Origin of the sequence: Paragemmobacter kunshanensis (genome assembly GCF_011059185.1) — a bacterium.
Classification (GTDB): Bacteria; Pseudomonadota; Alphaproteobacteria; order Rhodobacterales; family Rhodobacteraceae; genus Paragemmobacter; species Paragemmobacter kunshanensis.
In genome coordinates this window covers 53,524-68,162 of record NZ_JAALFE010000015.1, presented here as the reverse complement: position 1 = coordinate 68,162, position 14,639 = coordinate 53,524, and the positions used below count along the sequence as shown (strand labels likewise).

Annotated in this window: 5 protein-coding genes; 1 reads left to right on the top strand and 4 read right to left on the bottom strand. The window is 64.9% G+C overall.

Going from position 1 to position 14,639, the window contains the following annotated elements:
- Positions 1-61: 61 nt before the first annotated feature.
- Positions 62-1,618, top strand: coding sequence for a hypothetical protein (locus G5V65_RS15075; RefSeq protein ID WP_241250588.1), 1,557 nt, complete (start codon positions 62-64; stop codon positions 1,616-1,618).
- 37 nt (positions 1,619-1,655) lie between these two features.
- On the opposite strand, the gene G5V65_RS15070 is transcribed toward G5V65_RS15075, so the two are convergent.
- The 4 genes from G5V65_RS15070 to G5V65_RS15055 all read right to left on the bottom strand — a co-directional run bounded on the left by G5V65_RS15070 (position 1,656) and on the right by G5V65_RS15055 (position 14,183).
- Entirely contained in the window at positions 1,656-2,606 is a 951-nt protein-coding gene (locus G5V65_RS15070; RefSeq protein ID WP_165051642.1) for a hypothetical protein, read from the bottom strand.
- The gene (locus G5V65_RS15065; protein ID WP_165051640.1) at positions 2,603-3,187 is read right to left on the bottom strand and encodes a 4'-phosphopantetheinyl transferase superfamily protein; all 585 of its coding nucleotides are present in this window, start codon (positions 3,185-3,187) and stop codon (positions 2,603-2,605) included. The genes G5V65_RS15070 and G5V65_RS15065 overlap by 4 nt, the downstream gene beginning before the upstream one ends.
- 71 nt (positions 3,188-3,258) lie before the next feature.
- On the bottom strand, positions 3,259-7,836 hold the full coding sequence (locus G5V65_RS15060) for a MupA/Atu3671 family FMN-dependent luciferase-like monooxygenase (protein ID WP_165051638.1): 4,578 nt from the start codon (positions 7,834-7,836) through the stop codon (positions 3,259-3,261).
- A gap of 14 nt (positions 7,837-7,850) precedes the next feature.
- Complete coding sequence (locus tag G5V65_RS15055) at positions 7,851-14,183, bottom strand: type I polyketide synthase (protein ID WP_165051636.1); 6,333 nt, start codon at positions 14,181-14,183, stop codon at positions 7,851-7,853.
- Between the last annotated feature and the right edge of the window lie 456 nt (positions 14,184-14,639).

Here is a 14,639-nt window from a genome sequence, read left to right as displayed (position 1 = left end):
TTAGAAACCATGATTAACGGGCTTTTTGCCGTTCACGTTCTGCGACCTTCTGTGGGGTTCCATGTCTGACCGTTCTCTCATGTCCTTCATCTATGCTGGCCTGATCCTGGGGCTGGTCTATCGACTGTTTCCCATCGTGGCGGGGCAGCCCTATCTTTCCCAGTTCTTCATGACCGAAGATGGCTATCTGATGCTGACCGTGGCCCGGAACATGGCCATCGGTCTGGGCATGTCGGTTTCCGATGGCACGATCCCCACAAACGGGGTGCAGCCCTTGGCGACCTTTCTCTTCGCCGTTCCCTATTGGCTGACCGGGGGCGACAAGGTGCAAAGTCTTGTGGGCATCCACCTTATCGCTGCATCGGCCGCCGTCGGGGGGGTCTTCGTCGTAAGGGCCCTTGCTGCCCGCGTGCTGGCGCCGCGCGACGATGATCCGGTCTGGCCATGGCTTGTTGCGCTGCTGTGGTTCGTCGGGCCGCTGTTGCTGGACCACACGATGAACGCGCTTGAAACCGGCATCTATACCTTCGTCGCCGTTCTGGCGCTTCTGAAGTTTGCGCAGGTTCTGGAAAAAGGTGCCACTGTCTCGATGCGGGATTGCCTGGCACTGGGCGCCTTGTCAGGGATCACGTTCCTTGCGCGCAACGATGGCGCGTTCCTCGTGACGGCGATCTTTGCCGTCTGGGCCCTGGACAGCCTGTTCCGGCAGGGTATTGGCATTGCACGCACCGTGGGACGACTGGTCCCCCCCGGTGTGCTGAGCCTTCTGATCGCCGCGCCCTGGCTGATCAACAACAAGGTGAACTTCGGCTCCATCGTGCCGATCAGTGGCTGGTCGCAGGCCTTTGGCGCGACCTTCGGGCAGAACCTGCACCTGATACCGATCAAGCTTTTCGAACACATGTTCCCGATGCTGCCGGTTCCCACCAGCATGGAGAATTCGCCCTTCGTGATCTGGGGATGTGCGGCCGTGGTGCTTGGCGTAATGGGATGGTTTCTTCGGGCCGTCTGGATCAAGGGTGGCACGATCCGGCTTGTGGTGATCGCCTATGTCCTGCATGGAATAGCCCTGTCGGCCTATTACGGCCTGAACTTCGGCGCCCCGCATTTCGTAAGCCGCTATCTTTCCGTTCTTGCCCCGCTTCTGATCATTGCCGCGCTCTGGTGCGGGATGGACCTGTTCCGTGCGGTGACGGGTGAGCGGTGGCGCACGGTCCTTCGGCTTGCCTCTGTAGCGGCGGTGGTGCTGTCCGTGGCGCTTCTGGGACGGCCTTTCCTTCCCGGGGCCAATGGGCAGGGGCATTTCCAGGTTGTCGACTGGATCGAGGCCAACGTGCCCTCCGATGTCTGGGTCGGGGCGGTTCAGACCGGAACGCTGGGCTATTGGCATGACCGCACGATCAACCTGGACGGAAAGGTCAATCCCGAAGCCCTCGCTGCCTTGCAGACAGAGGGTGACATCCTCAACTACGTTTCGAAAAGCCAGATCATCTATCTGGCGGATTGGCACGGGATTGCCCGCTGGGTGGAGAAGAACGATTTCGACCAGGTCTTCGAGGTTGTAACGCATCAACCGGAGATCAATCTTGCGGTCCTCAAGCGGCGCGGTGCGCCCTGAGACGGCAGATTGCGGCAGGGGATGCCCTGCCGCCTTGTCAGGGTGCGAGGCCGGTAAGCGGGGTGGAGCGCGCCACCTGCCAGGCGATCTGTTGCATCAGGCGGGCTGTTTCCGGCGCAGGCGCATCAGCGGCCGTGCCATCGGCCCGCTTCAATTCATGCGGCAATCCTTCCGGTGAACTTCCGTAAAGGACAGCGTAGTGGACCAGGGCGATGAAGTAGTTGCCCAGATCATTCAGGTGGATCTGGTCCGAAAAGAGATCGCGCCGGTCGGTCACATTGCCCACGCCTCCCTCGGCTTCGATGGTGCGGACCAGCGCCGCCAAGGCCTGGCCCGCCGGGATCAGTTGAATCCGGCTGCCCTCGGGCAGGTGCAAGAGCGCCGGACGCAGGATGCCTGCTTCCCAATAGCGCGCGAGATCCGCATCGATCCGCTCCAGCCAGCCTTCAGGATCATCGAGCGGATGCCAGGTTTCATACAGGTAGATTCTTGCATCCGGCCTTGCGGCAAGGGCGGATTCTGCGAACTGGGCGAGATACCTTGCGCTGTCGAAATAGCGCAGGGCATCGCGGATCTCGACCATCTCGGTCAGGACGATCGCATCGTAATCGCCGCTGTTCACCGCCTCGCGGGCATCGCGATAGCGGGGATGGGCATTCTCGGCCTCGAATCCGTTCACGGGGCTGTCGCCCCAGTGCGATTGCAGTTGCGCGCCCCAGCCAAGCTGACTTTCGTACCGATGCCCTTCTCCGGCAAGTTGCGCCAGCATCGCGGGCATGTCGCGGTTTACCAGGCTGTGCCCGATATGGAAGACCGACAGGGGGCGGTCGATGACGGGAAGCGGGCTGGCATAGAGGGATGCCATCTTCGCATCGTCAAGGCCGGCAAGGACAGGGATGGGCGCGGGCGATCCCATACGCCACCACAAGGCGCCCGCCACGGTTGCAAGCAGCGCCGCACCGGCGACAAGAAGGGCGGGGTTCTTCATAGCGCGACCCCGGTCAGTATCATCCCTTCGACGCGGCGCAGACGGCCGTGGAACTCGTGCCCGGCATAAAAGTGCCCCAGCGACCGTTCGAGACGCGCGATGAACCTGTCCCCGTTCAGCCTGACTGTCATTGCATCGAAACCGATCACCTTGCGGGTCAAGGGATACACCGCCTTGTAGGCGGCTTCCTTGGCCGAGAATATCTGAAGGACGAACCAGCCCCGCGCATCGATCGGCAAAAGGTCTAGTTCATCTTTATTGCAGATAAGGGGCCAGAGGTCCGATTCAAGCCCCGCCTCCGCCTCGATATCAAGGCCGAGAGATGCGCCATGCCGGACGGCGGCAACCGCGTATCCCGCTGAATGCGCAATGCTGCCGGAGATGCCGGTCGGCCATATGGGAAGGCGGTCAGGCGCGGCGGGGATCGCCGTCGCGCCATGCCCGAGTTGGGCCAGAGCCAGCCTCGCGGCGGTCCGGCCTGTGGTGAATTCAGCCCGGCGAGAGGGCACGGCACCGGCGATCGCCCCGGCCTCGGATCCGTGAAGGGCCGGATATGTATCCGCAACCGGCAGGGCGGCCACGGCCACGCCCTGCGGAAAAAGCTCCGTCAGGGCGGCAATGAGTGCCTGTGCCTTCGGGGATATTTCCACCCCTAGCCTTGTGCCTTTTCGCGGGCTTCGCGCATGGCTTTCCGGCGTGCCATGGCGTCGCTTCGATCCGGGGTCGCCGTCGCCGGGGATGCCCCGATGGTCTCGAGCCGTCCTGCGGGTTCAACCGCCTGGACCGGCGCGCTTGCCTGACCAAGATGCGCCGCCAGCGAGGACAGGACCGGAAAGCGGAAGATATCCGTGATTGCCAGCCGCGAAGAGTTCAGCCGCACCTTGAGTTCGCGATGTGCCTGCACCGCCAGCAGGGAGTGGCCGCCCAGACTGAAGAAATTGTCGGATCGACCGACCGAGGGAATCCCCAGAACCTTTGCCCAGACTTCCGCGATGGCCGCTTCGACACTGTCGCCCGGAGACAGCGCCGTTTCTGGCGGCGGGGCTGCAGGCCGGTGCAGGGCAGGGGCAGGCAGGGCCTTTCGATCAACCTTGCGGTTCGGCGTAAGCGGGAAGGCATCCAGCGCGACGACATGTGCGGGAACCATCACGTCTGGCAGGCTTTCCGCAAGCCTTGCACGAAGGGCGGCTTCATCCACCGGTCCATCATGCGTGACATAGGCAACTAGGCGCACGTCCCCCGGAACATCTTCGCGGGGGATCACGACGGCCTGGCGGATGCCGGGCGCCGCATCAAGCGCGGCTTCGATTTCGCCAAGTTCGATGCGATGACCGCGGATCTTCACCTGATGATCCGCCCGTCCGAGGAAATCGAGCCGTCCATCCGGCCGCCGCCGCACGAGATCTCCGGTGCGATACATCTTCCCGCGGCCTGCGAAGGGATCGGGGCGGAAGCGTTCTTCGGTAAGGTCATCACGCTTGAAGTAACCGGCGGCGACGCCTTCACCGCCGATCCACAGTTCCCCTTCCGAACCCTCCGGCACGGGGTTGGCCTCCTGGTCCAGAACATACAGCGCCGTATTGGCGATGGGTTGCCCGATATTGACCGTCCCTTCCGCGCCGCTTGTGCTTTCCACCGACGACCAGATGGTGGTTTCGGTCGGGCCGTACATGTTCAGCACAGGTCCGTCGATCAATCGGGAGAGATCCGTTGCCAGCCGGCCGGGCAGGGCCTCGCCGCCGACGAGCAGGCGTCTGAGCCCCTGCAGGGCCGAGCGCGCGCCGTCATCTTCGGACAGCATGCGCGCCATCGAGGGCGTGCATTGCATATGCGTCACCCGATGCGTGCGGATCAGCCCGGCCAGCGACCCGTCGGACGCGGCGGATCCATTGGCGCGCTGCAGGACCTCGGCCAGCGGGATCAGCCCTTCCAGGACCTTGGCGGAAGGAATGCCATAGTCGATCAGACAGGCGACCTCGTCCACGTCGATCGCCTTCACCTCTTCGACGCGGGTCACGCAATCCTCGACCGTTCCAAACAGACCGGACTCCTCGAAATAGCGCTGGAAGGCGAAGTCGAGGATCGCTTCCAACTCCTCGGCATCCAGGGAGCCAAGGTCGATTTCCATCGGATTGGCGATGCCTTGCGGTTTCTTGAAGGCCGGAAAGGCCCAGGCGTATTGCTTGATCAGCGTGGCCGCGCTGCGCAGGTAATCCTTCATCGGGCCGCGCGCCGTTTCCCGAGCGGCTTCCCGATCTGCCGCGATATAGGTGTGCAGCATCAGCGTTACCTTGAACGCCGAAGGATCGTGGCCCGCCTCTGCCAGGGCCGCACGGTAGATCTTCACCTTGTCGCCCACCTCGGCGATCGACTGTCCCAGAAGGTGGGTCAGCACATTCGCGCCCAGGCGCCCGGCATCGCGCCAGGTTTCCGGGTTGCCTGCGGTGGTTACCCAGACCGGCAGGTCAGGGGAAACCGGGCGCGGCTGGGTGACGACGGCAAAGGGGCTGCCATCCTTGCGCGGGAATTCCACCGCTTCGCCCTTCCAAAGGCGGCGCAGGGTGGTGATCGAGTCGAGCATGGCCTGCCGGTTCGCGGGAGGGGTATTCTCGGGGCGCAGGACGAAATCGTCCGGCTGCCAGCCGGAGGCGATGGCAAGGCCCGCCCTGCCATTGGTCAGGTTGTCGATGATGGCCCATTCCTCGGCGATCCGGGCGGGGTGATGCAGGGGGGCCACGCAGCTGCCCGCGCGCACACCGATGTTCCGCGTCACCGCCGCGACTGCGGCCCCGGTGACAGAGGGGTTCGGATAGGGGCCGCCAAAGGCGTGGAAGTGGCGCTCTGGCGTCCAGACGGCACAGAAGCCGTGGCTGTCGGCGAATTTCGCGCCTTCCAGCAGGAGTTCGTATTTCTTGGGGCCCGACCCACCGTCATTGCCCCAGTAATACAGGCTGAATTCCATCCCGCGATCCGAGACTTCCACCGCCGGCCCGCCCGAAGGGCTGAGCCTTGCGGCATCATCCGCAACAACGACGGTGAAGCCGCGGGTCAATGTCCAGAACAGTTCCAGCACGGAGATATCGAAGGACATCGACGTTACGGCAAGCCATGTCCCGGGCTCGCTTCCCACGGCGTCATCCATTCCCGCAAAGAAATTGATCACGTTGCGATGGGTCACCATCACGCCCTTGGGGCGCCCGGTGGAGCCTGAAGTATAGATGACATAGGCCAGATCCTCGGCCAGCGGCCCCTCGGATGGCGGGATTTCGGGCGCGACCGACAAGCGGGTATCGGTGTCGAGGATCAGTCGCGCCGGGCCTTCGGGAAGGGCTGGGGCGACCGAGGATTCCGTCACGATCACGGGCGCGCCGGAATCTTCGGCGTAAAGGGCGAGGCGATCGGCAGGATAGGCCGGATCCATTGGCACATAGGCACCGCCAGCCATCTGGATGCCCAGCGCGGCGGCGATCATGTCCGCGCCACGGTGGCAGGCCAGGCCGACAAGCGTGCCCCGTTTCACGCCCATGCCACGCAGAAGATGTGCGATGCGCGCAGCGCGGGAGACAAGCTCGGCATAGGTCAGTCTGGTGCCGCCTGCGATCACGGCCACATGGGCCGGACGGCGCGCCGCTTCGGCCAGGACGGCGGCGGTGATCGTCAGGTTGCGATCATAGTCCTTGGCGGTTGCAGCGAGGGCGCCTGACAAGGCGGCCAGTTCTTCCGGTGCAAGGGCGGACATCGCCGCAAGCTCGCCATCGGGCGCAGCGGCAATGGCGGCAGAAAGCCGCGTCACCCGTTGCGCAATCGTCCCGGCCTGCGCGGCATCCATCCGGGACGCATCATGCCAGAGGGTTGCACCCTTGGGGCCGAAGGACAGGGTCAGTGCCGTGCCTTCCACAGGCGCATCCATCGACGAAAGGCCAACCGGGAAGGGGGCGAGCGTCCCGATGCCAGGCTCGCGCAGGGCGAGATCGGCGGCGAGTCCCCCTGCCTTCAGTGCCGCGTCAATGGCCCGCGTGGCGGCGGCCTCGGCCGCGCCTGCAGCGCCGCTGGCGACCAGTCGCAAGGGATACCATGGCAGAACATAGCCGGGTGCAGGCGACGGCCCGGCGGAAGCGACGAGATCGCCCCCGGTCCTGCCTGCTGCGCGCAAGAGGGCAAGGGACGCGCGCGCGACACTCGCCCCGGCGAGATCAAGCGGGACGGCATGCCAGTCTGCGGCCGCACCCGGTGCAGAGCCAAGGTCCAGCGGATCGCTGCGCAAGAGCAGGCTGCGGGCATGCTGTTCGGCCTCTGCAATCGGGCGCAGAATGGCGGTCAGGCGCTGCGCTGCCTCGTCCGTGGGCGAATCGATCCGCGACACCCTCAGGGTTCGCGGGCAGACAGGCGCGCCGCCCATGTCGCACAGCCCGAAAAGGCGCACAGCGCCGCTTGCACAGGCCACGACAAGACCGGCCTCGGTCGCCTCCAGAACATCGCCGGGCTGGCCTGCGCCGGTTTCGACTTCGCCCGAACCGATTGCCAGCACCCTTCCCGAAACCTCGATCTTCGGAACGGCAAGCGGATTGCGGTATCCGCCATGGTCAAGCGCGCGCAGCATGCGGATTACGGCCTCTGCCGGCTGGTTGAAATCCAGTCGCGCCGCAGCGGCGGGGCGATCCGCCCGATAGAAGACCCGACGCTGCCCCGCGGCCTGCGGCTGGCGGGGATGACCACCGGCTTCCAGCGCGGCCATGACTTCGGGAAAGCTTTCCACCGCGGCCGCAAAGCAGCGCGCATTCACCGTGAAGGCCGTATCGTCCGGGGCAAGGTCGAACATTCGGGTTGCAAGCACCTCGCCCTCGTCAATGCCGGCGGTCATCAGGTGCCAGGTGATGCCATGCTGCGTCTCTCCGGCAAGCATCGCCCAGACAGGCGCATTCAGCCCGGCATATCCCGGCAGCGGGCCGTCATGGAAATTGACGCCCCCTTGGCGGGCGCAGGCCAGAACCTCGGGCGCAACGAGCGACAGATTGGCAACCGACAGCACCCAGTCCACCGCCAGCCCGGCGACACGTCCTGCCAGCCCTGCCCCAGGCGCAATCACCCGGATGCCATGCCCGGTCGCCCATTCGGCGACCTTCGGCTCTCGGGTGATCACCGCGCTGATGGTGTGACCCCGGTCTTGCCAGGAGTTCCCGCATTCGGCGGTGAGGCTTTCATTCCCGATGAGAAGAGCGGAAAGGGGCATCTGGTCTTGTCCTGTCATTCAGCAGCAAGCTTGCGTTGGTCGTCGGATCCGGCAGTCTGGCCGCTTTCGGCCTGGGCGAGGGCTGCGCGAAGCCGTGCGGCAAGCACCCTTACATTCGGCTCCAGAACCATGGAATCATGGTCGCCGGGGACTTCGATCACGTCGATCCGGGGGGCGAAGGCTGTCCACTGGTTGTCGGCGAAGACATAGTCGCGTTCCCGGTTCACCCAGTTCCCGCCCGTCACCTTCCAGTGACGATCAAGGGGCGGGCGGTAAAGAACCACATTGCCTTCGGGCCATGGCTCAAGCTGATAGACACCGATCGCGCGTCGGAATGCGGCCTCGATGGCCGCATTGTGGAAAGAGGGCACCGTGGGATCAGGCTCGCCCGCGGCACGCGCCTTCTTGGAGCGTTCCCACTCGATCCGGCGGCGCGCCCATTCGGCGATGAAGCGCGGGCCGCCTTCGCGCAGCTCGGCCAGCTTGATCAGCGCCCTGTCCGCACGGCTGAGAGGTGGCGGCACCGGCATCGGCGTGTCGAGAAGGACGACCAGCGCGACTTCTTCGCCTGCGGCACGCAACTGCCGCCCCATTTCCCATGCCGTCAGGCCACCGCCCGAGAAGCCACCCAGAAGATAGGGGCCGTGCGGCTGGATCTGGCGCAGTTCGGCGATGCAATCGGTGGCCGCCTCGACCAATGTGTCATGGGGGGCCGCATCACCAAAGAGGCCGCGGGCCTGCAGGCCGTAGAAGGGACGCTCTGCCCCGACAAGATGGGCGAGATGGCGCAGGTTCAGCACGTTTCCGAACATCCCGGCGACCAGGAAGAAGGGCGTCTTCTTGCCACCCTCGCCGCCATGCATGGCGACAAGATGCGTGAACTTCGGCCCGGCGGGATTGGCTTTCGCCGTCGGATCTGCGGCTTTCTCATCCTCGGGTCCGATGCGTTCGGCGATCAGGGCCGCACAGCGGGCGATCGTCGGGGCCTCGAACAGGATCGAGATCGGGAATTCCAGCTTCCACTGCCTGCGGATCATCGCGAACAGGCGCACGGCAATCAGGGAATGGCCGCCAAGGGCAAAGAAATCGTCCTCGACCCCGACTTCTCCAACCCCAAGAAGATCGGACCAGAAACCGACGAGCGTGCGTTCGACTTCGGTCCGGGGGGCGACATAGGCGGTCTCAAGTTCCGGCCTTGCAAAGCCGGGCCCTTCGGATTCGGCCGGGCGTTCGGCCTGATCTGCCTGCTGCACAAGGGCCGCCAGATCCAGGGAAGACACAAGCACCTGCGGTTGACCGACGGTCAGAGCCCGAAGGAAGGCTTCGGCCCCTTCCGCAGGACGGATGCCATCTTCGAGCGCCTGAAGCAGCCGCAGTTCAGCGGGCGATTGCGCGCGTGGGCCATCCCCATCGGCGATCACTTCGGCAGGTGTCGGGGCTGCCGGGCGGGCAAGAACCTGTTCTGCGGCCACCGAACGGAAGGTGATCCCTTCGACTTCGACAAGGATACGGCCTGAAGGATCGGTCAGCGTCACGTCAAAGCTGGCGGTATCCTGCCCGGGTTGGCCCTTGAGGCGCGCCCAGCTGCGGATCTCGGCGGGCAAGGGTGCCAGAACCGTTACCGTTCCCGATGTGACCGGAACCCAGATCTCGCCTTCGGGGGCGTCGGGCAGCATGGCAAGCCCCCAGCCCGTGCCAATGTCATAAAGTGCAGGATGCAAGGCGCAGGTTGCCGTGTCTGCCGTGGCATGGGTGGGCAGGGACAGGGTTGCGAGTCCCTCTCCTTCGCCAAGGGCGGTGCTGCGGAGGACCTGCCACCGCGGACCAAAGGCAAGCCGGTCTTCCTGCGCGCTGGGCAGGGCGACGCCATCGCGTGCCAGCTGCCGGTTCGGACAGCGCAGGAGGATGGCCGCCAGATCAAGACTGTCCGCGCGGGTTGCAGCGGGGGCGATCTCGGCTTCGACGGCAAGGGCCCAGCCTGCGGTTTCGCGCGTCCGTGCCTCAAGCCGGTGTTGTCCGCCTTTTTCGCGCAGTAGTGTGACGCGCAGATCGCGGGGGGCGTCTGCCTCGAGCCGGATGGGGCGGAAGACGGTCAGTCCCGTCAGGGTGAAGGCGGTGCCCTCTTCCATGGAAGAGAGTGCCTCTGCCACGATTTCAGGCCAGGCTGCCCCCGGCAGGATGGCCGTTCCATCCTTCAGGCGGTGATCATCCATCACCCATTGGGCAGTGGAGAGGCTTGTCGAGAAACGCGCGCCTTCCGGCGTGCGGGCCATGCGTTCCAGGATCGGCAGCCCGGGCAAGGGGGACTCGGCGGCAGCTTCGCCCTGCCGCCGCGCGGCGGCGTCGGCAGCCATGCCGATGCTGGACCAGATGCCCCAGTCGATCGCGGTCACCCTGGTCTTGCCGCCGCTGCGCGATTTGGCAAAGGCGTTCAGATATTCGTTCGCGGCCACGTAATCGGATTGCCCTGCCGGTGCGATCACGGTGGAGGTCGAGGAAAACAGCACGAGATGCGCGATGCTGCCATCCGGGAAGAGATTGTCCAGCAGCTTGGTGCCGTGGACCTTTGGCGAAAGCACCGCCTCGGCCGCACCTGCATCCTTGCCCAGAAGCGGCGCATCATCGACGGTGCCAGCGGCGTGGATCACGCCATGGATCTGGCCGAACCGCGCGCGGATCTGATCAAGGGCGCTGCGCATGTCTTCGGGATTGCAGACATCCGCCGCGAAGGGGGCGACCTCGCCCAGTCGTTGCAGCCGTGACAGGACGCCCGCGCGCAGGCTTTCGGGCGCGGGAAGCGACCGGCCGATCAGCGCGATCTTTGCCTTTCTTTCGCGCAGGAGGCGTTCGGCAATCGTGACGCCGATGCCACCGAAGCCGCCGGTGACAACCCAGACGGATCCTTCCGGGATCTCTGCCGGATCGGGCAGCGCGTCACGAGTCAGGCGCGTTTCATATCGGCGCGATCCGCGCAAGGCGGCCACGCTGTTGCCTGGCGTGGCCAGCATTTCCTCAAGCACGAAGGAGATCGTTTCCGCAGGGATGCCGCGCTTGTCCTTCGGCATGCCGACATCAAGCAGCGTCGCCGTAAGCCCCGGGAATTCGCGCGGCATGACGCGGGTCGGGCCGGCGATGGTGGCCTTTTCCGGATAGGGCAGGGCCTCGTTGCGCACCTGCATCGCGCCAGACGTGAAGACGGACAGGTGCGGCAGCGGTTTCAGCCCGGCCTCGCCCATCGCCTGACCCAGGAAGAACAGGCTCCAGAAGCCCTGTTCAAGGTTCCTGTGGAAGAAGCTGGAGCCGGGACGGAACGTCTCGGCATCGGTGACCAGCCAGAAATGCGCGATCCGGTCCGGCACAAGTTCGCGCATCGCCAGATCGGCCAGCAGCGCATCATAGCCTTCTCGCCCATGCTCGGGCGCCAGGGTATAGGTGCCTTCGCCGGTGCGGGAAAACGCGTCTCCTGCATGCACCGTGATGACACGATGCCCCGCAGACCGCAGCCGCTGCACGGCCCCGCGCGCCAGACCCGCGTCATCGGCAAAGACAAGCCATGTGAGCGCGGGACCAAGATCGGTTTCCACGTCCACAAGGCAGTTGGACGGAGCCGCGCGCCAGGCAAGGCGATAGCCGAAATCGGCCACGCTGGAATGGCGGGCAGGCAGGACATCGGCCACTTCGATCGTGGTCTGCTGGCTGGGTTCCACGAAATAGCGCGCGCGCTGGAACGGATAGGTGGGTAGCGGCACCCGACGGCGGCGGGCCTCCCCCCAGATCTGCGACCAGTCGGGATTTGCCCCGCAGGCCCAGAGGCGACCGAGCGTCGCGATGAAATGCCGATCATCCGATGTCTTGTCATCCGGATGCCGCAGGCTGGACGGAACGGGTTGCCCCCCCATCACGCCATTTGCCTGCGCCAGCGTCGAGAGCGCCCGGCCGGGGCCCACCTCGAGGTAGACGCGATCCGCGGTCTTCCGCAGCGTCGCGATCCCGGCGGCAAAGCGCACCGTGCCGCGCAGATGGGCGACCCAGTAATCAGGGCTGGTTGCCTCGGCCGGGGTAAGCGGTTCGCCCGTGCGGTTGGAGATGATCGGAATGCGCGGGGCTGAAAGCGTCATGCCAGCAAGATGCGCGCGGAAATCCGCAAGGATCGGCTCCAGCATCTTGCTGTGCGCGGCGATGTCGATGGCGATGCGCGTGGTGTCGATCCCGTCGGCCTTGAGGCGTTCGGCCAGCGATTGCAGACCGGCATCCGGACCGGACACCACGGTAAGTTCGGGCGCATTGACCGATGCAATGTCGAGAGCGCCAAGATAGGGGGCAAGGGCCGCTTCGGAAAGCGGCACCGAAAGCATGCCGCCCGCGGGAACGGTATCGAACAGCTTGCCGCGCAGATGGACGAGGCCGATCACGCCTTCCAGCGTCATCACGCCAGCAATGCAGGCCGCGGCATTCTCGCCCATGGAATGGCCGATCAGGGCAGCCGGGCGAACGCCCCAGCTTTCCCAAAGCCGGGCCAGCGCGATTTCCACGATCAGGATCAGCGGCAGTTGCAGGGAGGGACGGCGCAACCGCTCGGCTGCGGCAGACTCGGCCCCGGGTTCCGGCAGCCAGAGGGCGCGGATATCCTCGGTCGTCAGACCGGCGAGGATGTCGAGCCCCTTGTCCATCCATTCTGCGAAGACCGGCTCGGTTTCATAAAGATCGCGCGCCATGTTGGGGTATTGCGCGCCGCCGCCGGGGAACATGAAGACAACGTCGGGATGATCCCCCACGCGGCGCTGCGTGAAGACGCGGCGCGGATCTGCGGCTTCGAGCATCGCAGCCGCTTCGGCGTGATCTGCGGCGACGATGACCCGGCGATGTTCGAAAGCGCGGCGACCTTCCTTCAGGGTGTAGGCAATATCGGCCAATGGCTGTTCCGGATGCGCGCGCAGATGGGCGGCCAGCCGCTGCGAGGCCTCGTTCAGGGCTGTCTGCGTTCGGGCGGACAGGGTCAGGAGTTGGAAGGGCCAGTCGCTTTGTTCGGAGGCGGAAACCTCTGGCGCCTCTTCGAGGATCACATGGGCATTCGTGCCGCCGACCCCGAGCGAGTTGATCCCGGCCCGACGCGGCCCCTTGCGGCGCGGCCAGTCGGAAAGGCGGTCATTCACGCGGAAGGGGCTGTTGTCGAAATCAATGGCCGGATTGGGTTTTTCGAAGTTCAGGCTGGGCGGCAACTGGCGGTGATGCAGCGACAGGGTGGCCTTGATCAGACTGGCGACGCCCGCGGCGGTGTCCAGATGGCCGATATTCGTCTTGACGCTGCCGATACGCGCAAAGCCGGTCTCGGCGGTGGTGCGGCGGAAGGCTTCGGTCAGGGCTGCGACTTCGATCGGGTCGCCCAGATAGGTGCCGGTCCCGTGGCATTCGATGTAATCCACCGTGTCGGCGGTCACGCCGCTGATCTGCAATGCCTCGGCGATGCAGGCTGCCTGCCCCTCGACCGAGGGGGCAAGGTAGCCCGCCTTGGCGGCCCCGTCATTGTTGACGGCGCTTCCCCGGATGACAGCCCAGATGTGATCGCCATCGGCAATCGCGTCTTCCAGACGGCGCAGTACGACGGTGCCCGCGCCGGATCCGAAGACCGTTCCCTGACCGCGATGATCGAAGGCATGGCACATTCCGTCGGGCGAAAGGACTTCGCCCTCCTTGTAGATGTAGCCGCGGTTCTGCGGCAGTTCGATCGTCACGCCGCCGGCAAGGGCCATGTCGCATTCGCCGTTCAGCAGGGCCTGGGTGGCGTAATGGACAGCGACGAGAGAGGTTGAACACGCCGTCTGAAGCGACAGCGACGGTCCCTTCAGATCGAAAATGTGGCTGACGCGGGTAGAAAGGAAGTCCTTGTCATTGCCCGTATGGCGCAACAGGAACATCCCGGTGCTTTCAACCAGAGACCGGTTCGAACACAGGTTGAAATAGAAATAGCTGCCCATCCCGCAGCCGGCAAAGACACCGATGCGCCCCTTGAAGGATTCAGGCGGATGGCCGGCCGTTTCCAGCGCCTCCCAGGCGGTTTCGAGGAAATGGCGGTGCTGAGGATCAAGGATCGCGGCTTCCTTCGGGGAAAAGCCAAAGAACTCGGCGTCGAAACGATCAAAACCTTCGAGCGGTGCTGCGAAAGGCACATAGGCGGGGTTCTTCAGCATGGCCGGGCTTTCGCCGGCGGCGATCAACTCTTCCTCCGACAGGCGGCGGACGGCAGAGCGCCCTTCGCGCAGGTTTTCCCAATAGCGACCGATGTCCGGTGCGCCCGGAAGATGCGCCGCCATCCCGACGATGGCGATGTGGGTTTCACCCGTATCCATATGAACCTTCTGATCGTTCCCAAATGCCTGCAGGGGGCGGCAGGCATCACATTGAAGACTGGGTAAACGGAGAAAACTGATACGACACGGTACTTGCCCGACGGGCGGTGGAAATGCCGATACTCTATGGCGGAATGATGACCGCCTTCCGTCAGGAAAAAGAGCGCGGAACTGGTGTTGCCCCACTCCGCGAGAGCAAGTCCGGTTGTGAGTTTACGTCGCGAAGGTAGCCCTCAGCAAGGCAGGACAGGTGCATTTCGGGGGCACAATTGCCGCATTGCGGCATGATGCGCCACAAGTCCGGCCAAGGCTGCGGGCTGGTCCGAGCCCTCGGTCGCGCGGAAATGCGGCTTTGGGGGCGCAGTGCATCGGACTTTGGCCCCTGTGCGGTTAGAAAGTGTTAAAAAAAACTTTTGCCCGGGCTTCGGAAGGGCTATTGCCTGATCTAGGATCCGG